We start from the raw sequence: 14,306 nt of genomic DNA on the forward strand, positions 1-14,306 counted from the left end.
AGATTATGCAACAAACTGGTTGTGGCATTACAACCATGAAAGACCACATCTAGCTAACAAAGGAAAGCCACCTCTAATGGCTGCTTAACCTCTACTTTTAACTTCGGTTATTTATGGGAGGATTACCAGTTTAGGTATAGGCCAATTCATTTGAGAAAGCTATTGTAAAATAAAGGTATATTGGCAGGTTTGTACAAGAATAGTTTATATATAATGAACCTGTTATGTAATATTAAATTAAGTAATTAACTTTATTTAAGAGTTTGTTTTATTTTTTAAGTTGATCAATAAGTTCGCGTAATATAATAGGATCAATCGGAAGATTATTATTTAAAGAGTTTTCTAAAAAATTGATGTGTGTGTTAATCACATGATTAGAAGGGGTTGCAAGAATTCTTTCTTTTAATTCATCGATTTCAGAAAGCTCATCAAAAGCTAAATTTATATATGTATCTAAAGATGTAATAGATCTGTGACCAGTCCATTCAAGCATAATTTGTTTTAATCGATAAGTATTTAATAGCAGTTTACGAAATTCATCGCTATTCGATAATTCATGTTCTAAAATTAAAGATTTAAATTTTTCTGTAATAAATCTATGACGGAACATGTGGGCACAGACTTTTGAGGAAAGATTGGCATCTTTGGACCAATTATTCATATAAGTAGTTAATGTATCTGGTTGTAAGGGATGACCAGATGTGTGGGAAATAAAAATATAATCATGATTAATGCCTTTTTTTTGAAGTATCGGATTTCTATAGTATTGAACATAAAAGCGTAAATTCAGTAAAAAAGTTCTTGAAACAGGAATTTCCCGTGTCTTTGTTAAACGATTATTTTTTAAATTTATAATTTCTAGCAAAGGTGAGATTGAATCAGTCTTTAAAGCTGATCTTAAAGAATTCATGGATATAGAGCAGACTTCAGATCTTCTACCACCTGTATTTTCAAGTGCTTGGAGAAGACATAAGTTTCTATGTCTTAGGGGCTCAATGTCAGAGTTATTTATATGATTCAGAAGCTTATTGTAATCATCGAGGGAAACAGGATAGCGTTTTCGTTTAGGTGAAGGAGGAGGAAATGAATAATGAAAATAATTAGGGTTAGAGTTTTTTTTGTTATTATCTCTATAAACATTCTTATTTTTATTACTTAAATTTATTTTATTATTTTTACCAATTCCAATAAAATTATTAATATTATAAAGCTCCCCAATGAAAAAAAGAAAATCTATAATTTGATAAGCAATGTTTATAATTTGATTATTCGAACGAACAAGAGGATCATCTTGTAAATAATCCATAAAATCAGAAAATAAATTATCATCAAATTGAGAGAAATTTTCAATTTCCTTACAATAAAAAGTAAATCTGATAAAATGACTCAAATGATTGGCAAATATTCTATATGTGCCACCATTATAGTTTTCAGAATAACCAAATTTTAATTTATAAATAAGATATGAATTAGCTTCATAGCATGGGATTCCATTAGGGAATAATAAAAAGGGTAAGGCATCAAGATTGTAAAATTTTATATCTTGTTTGGATGTGGAGATATAATTTGGTAGTGAAAAATTAATAACCATTGAATATAGTTTTTTATTCTTCATGAAAATAAACCTCATTAGCATGGTTTAATAATTTTTCAAATTGTTTTAGTTTATTATTTATTTCATCAATTGTATATTTGCTATTGGTTTTTAAAGCTAAATTTGAAATTGTTGACTTTAGATCATATATGATCTTTATAAGGATTAAGTTATTGATTTTTAAGTTGTTATTCTCTGCTTTTAATTCTTCAATTTTATTCTTTTTGGTTGCAGGGATTTTACTGATTGAAAATAATGCTTTTATTCTCAATTCATTAAACTGATTATAAGTCATATTAGCATACTTGTTTACATAAAGCTTGTGTGAGTTTAGTGATAGAGAGATAATGCCATAGTCATTATTAGAGTATTTAGCCATATTTTTTTGAGATGAAATAGCATATTTTATTGTATTGTCATTTATATAATTGTTTGGTTTTTTTACTATAAGTTGAAGTAAGTCAATTTCAGATTGAATTGAATTTTCAACTTCAGGAGAATCAATTTTTTTCATAAATCATCCTTAATTATTAATATTAACTCAAATTCTTGGATTGTATTATTTTTTTTGTCTTTGGTGGTAAAAAATCTAGGTTGAAGGTCAATTATATGTTCATCTATAAGATAGTTTATTTTGCTTGATAAATTATTTGTCAGCTTAAAGTTGTTTGCGCTTATTATTTCCAAGTCATCAACATTGAAATGATTTATTAATACTGCACGCAAATTTTCAATGTTTTTAACAATTGGGCCTGATTTTCCTAAATAAGCTTCAGAAATTGTATGAGATTTTACGCCATTTAGAACGCTACCTGTTAAAGGTTCAGTAATATAATGATATAAATGTTCAATATCTGTATGACCAAGGAAGTAGCGTAATGTATCTAAACCATCAAAGCTTTTTGACCAGAAAAACATCATTGCAAAAAAACGTCTAAGTTGATGCTGTCGTATATAATATCTTCTATATTCATTTGGGGTAAATTCTATTACTTTTGTTTGAAAATAATCACAAAATAAATTTAGTAAGTTACCATAAGTTGAATGAGATAACTTTGACCATGTGTTTCTAGCATAAGAATATCTATTAACCAAATTAATATCTGATAATTTAGATAAATTATTATCTAAAATTACTGAATTGAACTTTTCAAGTTTATAAATTATTTTTGCTATTATGCTTGGTATAGGTCTTGCCATCTTTTCACGATGAAAATTAATGCCACCAACACCACTTTTTCGATTATCAAATATAACCTCAAACTCTTTATGTTCTGTTATAAATGGATCAACATTTTTAGGCAATAAGCAATCTAATGATTGTAGATCAATAATTTCAGAGATGCGTCTAGCGGTGATTGCACCTAATGCAACTAATATTGACCCTAAAAGAATATTGTAAAAATCTATAAATCCATGATTCATTCGTAAATTTATAAAAAAATTTTCATCATCAGGTATTTTTAACTCTTTAATACCTATGCTCTTTAATGTGTCAGGAAAATCTGGAGAGTTATAGAAATCTTTGAAATCTCCTTCTTTATTCTTTATGAATAAAGAATATCTAATAATAGTATCAAGTAATATATCTAAATATTTATGAATAAATTCAAATGAATCATGTATTGCTTTAAAAGTTACCTCAGCAGGTAGTGTTGCAAATCGCCCCAGATCTCTTAAAGGGGTTATTTTACTTATTCGTTTTACACCTATAGTATTAAAGTTTGAAATATTTATTTGGGCACAATCATTTTGAGAGTGGATAAATACAATTTTCTTTAAGTTCTTTATTTGAGATTGAATGTCTTGATATGAAAAGTTTTCTTCATCTCTAGTCTTACAAGGAAGAGATAAATACTCTGTATTAGATTTATCCTTAATTAAGTTTAATTGATGTAAAGTAATGGGGTGCTGGTTAAAAACAATGATTTTATTCTCAAAGCATTTAATGAAAAAATTAGTTAACACTTTGTTGGGATTATATGTAGAGTAACCTTTATTAAAATAAAGCCAATATTTAGACTTTCTTAGCTCTTCTAATGTCAAGTCAAGTTCATCATTATGGTTGTGATTATTAACAAAAGGAAATTCTTTTTCAAATTCTAATATATCATTTAAATTTATTTCCTTAATCTTTTCTCTTAGGAACTCTGCAACTAAATTATAATAATTTATTGATGCATTTATTTTACCATAGTTTGCTATATTGACTAAATAGTCAACAATATAGTCTTCATTGACTTTTTCTAAATTGTACTTGCTTAATTTTAAATATTTTGAGTTAATTAAAATAGAGTTTATGAAGTGTGTTATATTACTTAAGTTGATGCTTATTGTTTGATTTTTGAGTAAAAAACCATTATTGTAAATAGGGTGGCTTTGAATGCAAAGCCAGTATTTGAAGGTATTTAGAATTTTTGGTCTTTCTGTTAGTTTAATATTATTATCAATCTTTATTTTATTGAAGTTGATCGTTGTTATTTTTTTATTTATTTTTATCATCCATATATTTGATTCAAATTTAGTATTATTATAAAACCAATCTGGATTTCTTACATCTGATAGTTTTAAATTGTGTATGGTCGATGTTTTTTCAAAAGATTTTTCAATTAATTCATAGTTATTAGGGTTTTTTATCATCTCATTCTTTAATAGCATAAGTTCATTTATTGACATATTTTCAATATTTTTATTAATGTCGGATATAATTTCTTTTAATGCATTATTCACGATCATTTGTAAATATTCCTTCAATTATTTGATGCTTTATTGGGTTGTTTTTCGCTATTTTATACATTTCTATTATGTCTTTAGTCAAATACAAGCATTGTTGTAAATTATTTTGTGATTCTTCAATCTGAGATATTACATAATTCGCACTTGTGTACCACCATTTTAAATGTTTCTTTATGTCTTTTTCATTGTGAGAAGTCTCCTCAAATAAGTATTTAACTGCCAGAAAAATTTGTAGAAGAGGAACTGTTATTAAATAAATACCTATATAACTATTTTTATCGTTGTTATTTTTTTTTTCAATATTTATTTCATGAAATCCTTTTTCAATATGATGAGGCATGTCTTTGAATGCATGATTATTTATGAATTTATCAAGTTCATCTTTAGTGAAGTCTACTGATTCAAATAAATAAATAGACTCTTTCATAGATTCATAAATTAGAGCATTTTGAAATATTCGTATCCATCTATTTGTGTAAAATTTCCATAGAGCATCTGGTAAATATGAATCTATCAAACTAGGGTTATATTCCTCATGACCTAGTGCGATACTCATTTTATTGACAGACATTGTTTCATAGTAAACACGTACACCACAACTTGCTCTAAACCTTGTTAAGGTTAAATTTTGAAAGATATGTTTACTTTCGTTATTATTAAGTAATATCTCACTATTTCTATAACTTGTTATTTCATATGAATTTTTTAAGCAATTAATTAGTGTGGTACATGTACCATTTTCAATCTTTTTTACTCTTTTTGGTTCTGTAAATGCAGTTCTTGAAGCTAATAGCATGTATTCATAATCTTTATTATTCTCTGATTTTAAATAATTTCTTGCTATGCTAGTAATTCTTATGATGTCTTCAATTATTTTTACCGATTGAGAATTTAACTTAATTAATTGTTCAGCATGATTCACTCCTTTTCTTTTTTTGAAAGACTTGCTATACCAAGATTCCCCAATTTTAAAAAGACCTACATTACTCTTATTGTCATACAATTTCCAACTCAGTAGCCATGATTCAGTAATCGCGGGATGTTGATTAATTAATAGTATAAGTAAAGGATATAATGTATTATAACTTGAATAAAAAATTTCATCCTTAATGATATCTTTTTCCTTGCTAAAACCTGATATACCTAGAAAGTTTGAATAATTCTTAATGTCTTTGTGTTTAAAGGGAGTTTCATAATAAGTACGAAATGTGTTATTTTTACTTAGAGTTCCTATCGGTACAGGGTTTCTTAAATTATTATTTTGGTTTACTTTAATAGTTCCTTTGTTGCTGCATTCAATAAAATAATCATATTTTTCATTTACTTTTTGTCTGAGTAATTCTGAACAGTAGACTATATGGTCAATTTCATTAATTATTTTAATAAAAATTAATTCTTTAGCCTCACTATCTGTATAGCTTAGTGGAATTTGTGTTACTAATTTATTATGTAATAATTGTTGTTTATTGTTTTTTATCACATTTGTTGTAGTATTTTTATTTGTACAATTTTTATAGATTGGCCTAAGTATTTCTGTGAGAGGTTCTTGAAATATTCCATAGTTGACTAATAAGCTGTACATATCGACCATACAACTCCATCTTCCGTGAAAATGACCAATATTATAGTTTTTTATTTTTGCATCAATTAAGCATAAATTATAAATAATAAGCATGCTTTCAAATGCATACTCTGAAGACATTGCCCTCTGTAAGTTTTTAATATTTGGATAAACTAGAACTAAAATTCTAAATAAGCTAACTAGATATCCAATTTTTTTTGACAATGTGGTTGATATTATTTTTTTTCCATAAGTTATCATTATTTGATGTAATTTATGTGTGAACTCTTTTCCATATGCATCGTAAATAATACTGATATTTAGATTCATAATTTTCTTATCATTGCTGCAAATGCTCCAACCTTGATAATATTCAATTTTTTCTATATTTTTTTCAGTATTTTTATATAGAAATATACAATGTTCTACGTCTTCACTTATTGTATTAAATGAAAGGAAAATTGTAGTTTTCCTTTTATTTAGAAATAAAGCTAGATTATTGAATACTAACTGAACTTCATAGCTATAGTGGTATTTGTTGTAATTACTTGTATCTATTTCAGTGTAGATAAATCCTATAAAGCACTCTACATGATCCTCCAGTGCAGCAGACGATGTTAAATTGAATATTGAGTGTTGACTCGATGTACCCTTCAAACATTCGATATACGCGCAATAGAGGGCTACTAGTGCAGTAAGCTTATTAAGCTTCTGTTCTTCTTGTTTTAGCCAGTAACGGCTAGCAATATCTAAAGTGTCTGAGTGATCATAATCCTTAAGGTATTTAACTTTCACAGAATGTTCCATCCATGACGATTGTCAAATAAATTAAAGGTTAAAAAATGTACTATGTCAATGAAAAATCTATAAAGAATCAATTTGACAACTTTGGTCAATTAGGAAAAGACTGCGATCATCCAATTCTATAATCGCCACCACATTATATTCCCGGTCCATCACCACAAAATCGGTCACTTTGCGGTTAAACTTACTGCGCATTTTCATATTATCATGCGTAATCAAAGCACTAAATGCGACCTGTGCCAGAATGTGATGGTGTGGAAAAGCATCTTTCAGGCGAGTAAACATCTTGCTTTCGAAAGCTGTAATAACACGCTTGGGATAGAATTTCTTCTGGCGGGTAAACAGATGGGGGAAGAGCAGGCAAATTAAGGCAAAGCTTGCCAGACAGCCAATCACAAAGAATATAAACTGACTCAAATCAAACACGGATCATAAAAGAAAAAAGAATAAAAAACCCACTTCGCAATGAGTGGGTTTTTTCAGAATCTTGGCTCTCCCACCTGGGCTCGAACCAGGGACCTGCGGATTAACAGTCCGTCGCTCTACCGACTGAGCTATGGGAGAATAGATTGGCTCTCCAACCTGGGCTCGAACCAGGGACCTGCGGATTAACAGTCCGTCGCTCTACCGACTGAGCTATTGGAGAATCTGCAAGCGATTATAGAGAGATTTAAAAAGGGGTCAAGGCACTTTTATAAAAAAGCTAAAAAAACTGAATCAAGTGTTTTAAAAATAATCAAAAATGATTGTAGTTCAAAATGTTATGTTTATGTAAACCCAGATTAAGGGTAGAGGGGTTGCGTGATTATTCGCTGCCAGGGTTGCAAGTCGCTAAAACTACAAACAGGACTCATATAGATATTTAATCCCAAAAAGATAGACATAAAAAAACCCACTTCGCAATGAGTGGGTTCTTTCGGAATCTTGGCTCTCCCACCTGGGCTCGAACCAGGGACCTGCGGATTAACAGTCCGTCGCTCTACCGACTGAGCTATGGGAGAATAGATTGGCTCTCCAACCTGGGCTCGAACCAGGGACCTGCGGATTAACAGTCCGTCGCTCTACCGACTGAGCTATTGGAGAATCTGATGCGCATTTTAGGCAGGAAAACAAAGACCGTCAATCAATTCCTGTAAAGAAATGAATCATTTGCTTTTTTAATATGCACCTCAGGCCTAAAAATAAAAAAATCACCCATAAAGGGTGATTTTTTAAGCTGGAAATAAAAATTATTTCTCAACACCAGCAGGTTGACCTGCATATTTCGCGTTTGCGTAGTCCCAGTTCACCAGGCTTTCTAGGAAAGTAGAGATGTATTTAGGACGAGCGTTACGGTAATCGATGTAGTAAGCGTGTTCCCAAACATCGATTGTCAACACAGCAATTTTACCGTGTGCCATTGGAGTGTCAGCATTTGAAGTTTTAAGGATAGAAAGGTTACCGTTTACTTCATCAGCAACTAACCAAGCCCAACCTGAACCGAACTGAGTTGCAGCAGCAGTTGCGAACTCTTCAGCGAATTTTTCGTAAGAACCGAAAGCTTCGTCAATTTTTGCAGCCAAAGCGCCAGTTGCTTTACCGCCACCGTTTTTAGTCAAGCAGTTCCAGTAGAATGTGTGGTTCCATACTTGCGCAGCGTTGTTAAATACACCTGCTTTAGATGAATCACCAGCAGTTGCTTTGATGATTTCTTCTAGAGTTTTGCCTTCAAGCTCAGTACCAGCGATCAGGTTGTTCAGGTTAACCACATATGTATTGTGGTGTTTGTCGTGGTGGTATTCTAAAGTTTCTTTGCTGATGTGTGGAGCAAGAGCGTCGTAGTCGTATGGTAATGGTGGTAAAGTAATGGTTGTCATGTTTTCAATTCCTTGCATTTTGCTGGGTTTTGACAATAAGTGGCGTTATTGTAATAGATTCTTAGGCAAAAATGCGCACTGTGTATAAATAACAATACAGAATAAAGCCTGAAAATTTAAAGATAAAGCCACCAATGTACTTGCCAATCGAAATTAAATCGGATTGTTTAATTCGAAATAACTATACTCAATATTAAATTGTTCTGAAATAGCTTTAGCCAGACGTTGTACACCATATTTTTCAGTGGCGTGGTGGCCGCAGGCATAATAATGCACATCCAGCTCCTGAGCATCATAAAAAGTACGCTCACTGACTTCGCCAGAAATATAAGCATCACAGTCTTGTGCCGCCGCTTTATGAATATAATCCTGTGCACCCCCAGTACAGAAACCGACTTTTTGAATCAGGCTTTTTTCGGCAGGTAAATGCAACGCATCATAGCCAAGTCTTTCTGATACATAGGCCTTGAATCCTTCTGGCGTCATGGCCTGCTTTAAATAACCAATATTCCCAATTGGACGGCGCTCACTCGGATCAAGCTGTTCCAAATTTTCTAGTTCCAGCAGGTCTGCAATCGCAATATTATTTCCCAGAGTTGGATGGCTGTCTAAAGGCAGGTGATAACCAACAAGCGAAATATCATTTTGGATCAGGCTTTTAATTCGTTTACCACGCATCCCGGTAATCGGGTAGGCTTCGCCTTTCCAGAAATAACCATGGTGAACCAGTAACAAATCAGCACCCTGTTTAATCGCAGCTTCGATCGCGGTTTGTGAGGCAGTAACGGCACATAAAATTTTATTGACTTCAGCGCGGCCTTCGATTTGTAAGCCATTCGGTGCATAGTCCTTAAATTCGGAAGATGCCAAAGTCTGATCGCACCAGCGGATAATCTCGTTTAAATTCGCCATAAAATTCCTGTCAGTTGATGAACTTGCCAATTCTTATTTATATGTCCAATTGTAACTAAAGCAGCACAAATCTCTGTGGATTTTTTTGTGTTTAGTTATGTATTTGGCATTACAATAGGATACAAATTACTTAGTCATCAACGAATTAAAATATTTTAGAGGATAGCAAAGTGCGCCGCACCTTTACATGGTTACCTTGGGTGTTACTGATTTTAGTCATTATCGGATTTTTGGGGTGGCAGCAGCTGCAGAAACCTAAATCACCGATTGCGCCGGATGGCGTAAAAATGCCTGCTGAAAAAGTAGAACCGTTGATTGATACTTCGCGTTCTGGAGGCGTTGTCTCCTATAGTGCCGCCGTGAAAGTCGCAGCACCTGCGGTGGTGAATATCTTTACCACACAAAAAGTAAAACAGCAGGCGCATCCTTTACTGACAGATCCAGTCTTCCGTGAATTTTTCGGTGATCAGTTGCCAGACCAGTTTGGTCAAAGTCCAAATGAAAACAGTTTAGGTTCGGGCGTGATAGTCCGTCCTGATGGTTATATCCTGACCAATAATCACGTGATTGCACAAGCAGACCAGATTGTAGTGGCCTTGCATGATGGACGCCGTGCCGAAGCTAAAGTCGTGGGCACAGACCCGGATACGGATTTGGCTGTAATCAAGATCGAACTTGAACAATTGCCAGTTTTGCCATTCAAGCTGAGTGGCAATGAAGTCGGTGATGTCGTTCTGGCAATTGGTAATCCGTTCGGTGTCGGTCAAACCGTGACTCAGGGGATTATTTCTGCAACAGGCCGTTCTGATTTGGGCATCAATACCTATGAAGATTTTATTCAGACAGATGCTGCAATTAACCCGGGCAACTCGGGTGGTGCATTGATTGATGTGGCTGGTAACCTGATCGGGGTCAATACAGCAATTTTCTCGCAAACAGGTGGCTCGCTGGGGATTGGTTTCGCGATTCCAGCTAAAATCTGTCAACAGGTGATGAATGCAATCCTGAAAGATGGCCGTGTCGTTCGTGGCTGGCTGGGTATCAGTCTGTTACCGACTGAACGTAATGATGTACTGCAACCTAAAGAATCAGGTGTAGTGGTCGCTGAAGTGCTGGAAAATGGACCAGCAGCAAAAGCTGGCATCCAGCGTGGTGATAAAATTATCAAAGTAAATAATGAAGTGATTACTTCTGCCTCACATCTGATTAATTTTGTCGCTTTACAGGCACCAAACAGTACCGTTCAGATTGAAGTAGAGCGCGCTGGAAAAACCATGACACTGGATGTGGTGATTAGTGAACGTAAAACGCAAAGCAGTTCTTCACAATATATTCCTTTACCAGGTCAGTAATTTTTTCTAAGAAAATCCCTCCATGTGAGGGATTTTTTTATGCACGATTGATTTACTTTAGATACAAAACAAAAATATTTTATGTGAATTAAATCATTTAACTTCATTGAATAAAAATCAAAAAGAGTGAAGAACAATGAGTTTTATGACTGCAGATCAGGCCAAAATTTTATCGAACGTGGCTAATTTAAATATTGAAATGTACAAGCCTCGCTTGGCTCAACTGATTGAAGATAATGCCCGACTGGGCAATACCGCTGTGCTAACGGTATTTCCCAAACATTTGCCCTTGGAAGAAATTCGTGGTCTTTCGGCGGAATTGACTGAGCTTGGTTATAACGTACGCTTTGAGGTGCAGGAATTTTATTATAGCTTTAATGTCTACTGGCTATAATTTTATCAATTGTTCAAAAAAAATCCTGTTCAGGCATATATTTTGCTGCATTTACCTCATAACGAAACTATGAGAAATTTATGTCTTTATTTATTCATCCTGCAGCACAGGCAGATGCACCTTATGTGGTGCTTTCATCCGGACTGGGCGGGCATGCCAGTTTCTGGAATCCTCAAATTAGAGTTTTACAGCAGCATTTTCATGTAGTCACTTATGATCAGGAAGGCTGTCATTCAGATTCTGAGCTATTGCCCACGTCTTATTCGATCGACCATATGGCCGGCCAGATTCTGGATTTATTGATCAATGATGGCATTCGAGAGTTTCATTTCATCGGGCATGCATTGGGCGGACATATCGGCATGCAACTAGCGACCTATCAGGCTGAAAGAAAGTTTAAGCTGCTCAGTCTGACCATGTTAAATGCCTGGGGAGAGCTGGATGCTCATACTCAGAAATGTTTCGAGGCACGAACTTCCTTATTAGTGAATAGCGGACCAGAGGCTTATGTGCGGGCACAGGCTTTATTTCTTTATCCGCCGCAGTGGATCTCAACCCATATTGATCAGTTAACCGAAGCAGAAAATAAGCAGTTATTAGACTTTCCACCGATCCAAAATGTTCTGGCACGTCTACAAGCCGTGCAGGCTTTTAAACTGAACGCACAACATCGTCAGGCACTAAAAGATGTTCGTGTGCATCTGCTTGCTAACCAAGATGATTTTCTGGTGCCTTATCAGCGATCACAACAATTACAACAATGCCTGCCGCATAGTCACCTCAGTTTGCTTGATACAGGTGCACATGCATCTACCGTGACCGAAACGGATCAGGTGAATCAACTGATCCTTTCATTCCTGATTTCCCCTTAGTTTGAAGATTTTTTTAAAGCCAGACCTCGTGTCTGGTTTTTTATTTTTTCTAATCAATCATTTTTGTAGCATCAGCATGGTTTTCACTTCGAATTGATGCATGAACTGCAAATGCAAAAATTGCTACGAGTGCACTTGAATGAAACAATATGTTCAAAATTGACTCATAGGTAAAAATGGTTATTTTACTAAAAATTCAAAAAATAAAATATTAAGTAATTGATAATTATAAATTAAATATAGTTGGCACACGCTTTGCAATGTTTATCTTGTAAATAAAATTCCTGAAGTGGAATCAGAAATTTGAATAAGTGTTAAAAATAATGAGGTGTGAAAATGAAAATAGGTGTCTTCTGTCCAATCGGAAATAATGGCTGGTTACTCTCTGAAAATGCACCGCAGTACATGCCGACTTTTGAGTTAAACAAACAAATCGTACAGCGTGCTGAGCACTATGGTTTCGATTTCGCACTTTCTATGATCAAGCTGCGTGGCTTTGGTGGCAAGACTGAATTTTGGGAACATAATCTGGAAACTTTCACCCTGATGGCAGGTCTTGCTGCTGTCACCAGCAAAATTAAAATTTTCGCAACTGCCGCAACTCTGGTGATGCCACCTGCAATTGTCGCGCGTATGGCTTCTACGATTGATTCGATTTCCAATGGTCGTTTTGGTCTGAATGTCGTGACCGGCTGGCAGCCACCTGAATATACCCAAATGGGCATGTGGCCAGGCAACGACTATTTTGGTAAACGCTATGAATATCTGTCTGAATATGTACAGATTCTGCGTGAAGTTTGGGCGACTGGTAAATCAGACTTTAAAGGCGAATATTTCCAGATGGAAGACTGCCGTGTCAGCCCACGTCCACAAGCGGATATGAAAATTATCTGTGCAGGTCAGTCTGATGCAGGTTTAGAGTTTTCTGCACAATATGCCGACTACAACTTCGTATTTGGCAAAGGCCTGAATACTCCAACAGCTTATGCAGAAATTAATGACCGCCTGAAAGAAAAAACAGATGTGACTGGCCGTGATGTACAGACTTATGTGCTGTTTATGGTCATTGCGGCAGAAACCGATGAAGAAGCTCAAGCCAAATGGCAGCACTATAACGATGGTGCCGACATAGAAGCGATTAACTGGCTGATGAATCAAGGCGGTAAAGATACCACTTCGGGCACAGATACCAATATCCGGCAAATGGCTTCTAGCGTATCTCCAGTGAATATCAATATGGGTACGCTGGTAGGTTCTTATGAAAATGTGGCACGAATGTTGGATGAAATTGGCGAGATCAAGGGCACTGAGGGTGTGTTACTGACTTTTGATGATTTTATTCAGGGGGTTGAAGATTTCGGTCAAAAAATCCAGCCACTGATGAAATGCCGTGAGCATATTGTCATTGAAGGTACAGAACCGGTTCTGGAGAAAAGCGCATGAGTGAATCAGTGGTAACAGCCGGTTTTACGGAAAAACTCGGCACAGGAAAAATCCTTAAAGCTGAACCCGAAGCGATTTGTCTTGCACCAGAACAAACAGCTTTGATCGTCATTGATATGCAGAATGCTTATACCTCGCAAGGCGGCTATCTGGATCTGGCGGGCTTTGATGTCTCAAAGACCAAGCCAGTGGTTGAAAATATTAAAAAGGCAGTTGATGCAGCGCATGCAGCCGGTATTCAGGTGATTTATTTCAAAAATGGCTGGGATGCGGAATATAAGGAAGCGGGTGGTGCCGACTCTCCAAACTTCCATAAATCGAATGCCTTAAAAACCATGCGTAAACATCCTGAATTACAGGGGCAATTATTAGCAAAAGGCGGTTGGGATTTTGAGCTGATTGATGAGTTAAAGCCAGTGCCACAAGACCTGGTGATCGAAAAGCCACGTTATAGCGGTTTCTTTAATACCGCGCTGGACAGCATGTTGCGTGTTCGAGGTATTCGCAATCTGGTCTTTGTCGGGATTGCCACTAATGTTTGTGTGGAATCGACGCTACGCGATGGCTTCTTCCTAGAGTATTTCGGCGTGGCACTTGCTGATGCCTGCCATCAGGCAGGTCCAGTCGAAGCGCATGAAGCCAGTCTGTATAACATCAAGACCTTCTTTGGCTGGGTGTCAGATACCGCAAATTTTGTTGAAACCTTTCAAAAAGAAAGTGAGTCACTAAAAGAAATTAAATTAGCTGTAAGCGCATAAAGAATTAAAGATCAGGATTAAGGA

General features: G+C 35.0%; 11 protein-coding genes, 4 tRNA genes and 1 pseudogene. 5 read left to right on the top strand and 11 right to left on the bottom strand.

The window, feature by feature from the left end:
- Window positions 1-268: 268 nt before the first annotated feature.
- The 11 genes and pseudogenes from FTV31_RS12340 to FTV31_RS12390 form a co-directional block, all read right to left on the bottom strand.
- Entirely contained in the window at window positions 269-1,615 is a 1,347-nt protein-coding gene (locus FTV31_RS12340; RefSeq protein WP_180004502.1) for a site-specific integrase, read from the bottom strand.
- A complete protein-coding gene (locus tag FTV31_RS12345; protein WP_180004504.1) occupies window positions 1,605-2,108 on the bottom strand; it encodes a hypothetical protein in 504 nt (167 codons plus the stop codon). Before FTV31_RS12345 ends, FTV31_RS12340 begins: the two co-directional genes overlap by 11 nt.
- On the bottom strand, window positions 2,105-4,330 hold the full coding sequence (locus FTV31_RS12350) for a hypothetical protein (protein WP_180015098.1): 2,226 nt from the start codon (window positions 4,328-4,330) through the stop codon (window positions 2,105-2,107). The genes FTV31_RS12345 and FTV31_RS12350 overlap by 4 nt, the downstream gene beginning before the upstream one ends.
- Window positions 4,317-6,686 (bottom strand): hypothetical protein, encoded by a 2,370-nt coding sequence (locus FTV31_RS12355; protein WP_180015100.1) that lies wholly within the window; start codon window positions 6,684-6,686, stop codon window positions 4,317-4,319. The genes FTV31_RS12350 and FTV31_RS12355 overlap by 14 nt, the downstream gene beginning before the upstream one ends.
- 111 nt (window positions 6,687-6,797) lie before the next feature.
- Window positions 6,798-7,121, bottom strand: a pseudogene (locus tag FTV31_RS12360) (DUF2726 domain-containing protein); the annotation flags it as partial.
- Between the two features lie 62 nt (window positions 7,122-7,183).
- Window positions 7,184-7,259 (bottom strand) — tRNA-Asn (locus FTV31_RS12365).
- 6 nt (window positions 7,260-7,265) lie between these two features.
- A tRNA-Asn gene (locus FTV31_RS12370) sits at window positions 7,266-7,341 on the bottom strand.
- Window positions 7,342-7,620: 279 nt separating this feature from the next.
- A tRNA-Asn gene (locus FTV31_RS12375) sits at window positions 7,621-7,696 on the bottom strand.
- Window positions 7,697-7,702: 6 nt separating this feature from the next.
- A tRNA-Asn gene (locus FTV31_RS12380) sits at window positions 7,703-7,778 on the bottom strand.
- A 146-nt stretch (window positions 7,779-7,924) separates the two neighbouring features.
- Window positions 7,925-8,551, bottom strand: a complete 627-nt coding sequence (locus tag FTV31_RS12385; RefSeq protein WP_004782758.1) for a superoxide dismutase — start codon at window positions 8,549-8,551, stop codon at window positions 7,925-7,927.
- A gap of 153 nt (window positions 8,552-8,704) precedes the next feature.
- On the bottom strand, window positions 8,705-9,463 hold the full coding sequence (locus FTV31_RS12390; protein WP_180015102.1) for a Nif3-like dinuclear metal center hexameric protein: 759 nt from the start codon (window positions 9,461-9,463) through the stop codon (window positions 8,705-8,707).
- Between the two features lie 170 nt (window positions 9,464-9,633).
- Here FTV31_RS12390 and FTV31_RS12395 point away from each other — a divergent pair, with 170 nt between their 5' ends.
- The 5 genes from FTV31_RS12395 to rutB all read left to right on the top strand — a co-directional run bounded on the left by FTV31_RS12395 (window position 9,634) and on the right by rutB (window position 14,282).
- A complete protein-coding gene (locus FTV31_RS12395) occupies window positions 9,634-10,815 on the top strand; it encodes a S1C family serine protease (RefSeq protein ID WP_004782756.1) in 1,182 nt (393 codons plus the stop codon).
- Window positions 10,816-10,951: 136 nt separating this feature from the next.
- Complete coding sequence (locus tag FTV31_RS12400; RefSeq protein WP_004782755.1) at window positions 10,952-11,209, top strand: hypothetical protein; 258 nt, start codon at window positions 10,952-10,954, stop codon at window positions 11,207-11,209.
- 80 nt (window positions 11,210-11,289) lie between these two features.
- Window positions 11,290-12,081 (top strand): pyrimidine utilization protein D, encoded by a 792-nt coding sequence (rutD, locus tag FTV31_RS12405; protein WP_180015104.1) that lies wholly within the window; start codon window positions 11,290-11,292, stop codon window positions 12,079-12,081.
- Window positions 12,082-12,417: 336 nt separating this feature from the next.
- A complete protein-coding gene (rutA, locus tag FTV31_RS12410; protein ID WP_180015106.1) occupies window positions 12,418-13,524 on the top strand; it encodes a pyrimidine utilization protein A in 1,107 nt (368 codons plus the stop codon).
- Entirely contained in the window at window positions 13,521-14,282 is a 762-nt protein-coding gene (rutB, locus tag FTV31_RS12415) for a pyrimidine utilization protein B (protein WP_180015108.1), read from the top strand. The genes rutA and rutB overlap by 4 nt, the downstream gene beginning before the upstream one ends.
- Window positions 14,283-14,306 lie beyond the last annotated feature (24 nt).

Origin of the sequence: Acinetobacter sp. YH16031 (genome assembly GCF_013417335.1) — a bacterium.
In the GTDB taxonomy this organism is placed as follows: domain Bacteria; phylum Pseudomonadota; class Gammaproteobacteria; order Pseudomonadales; family Moraxellaceae; genus Acinetobacter.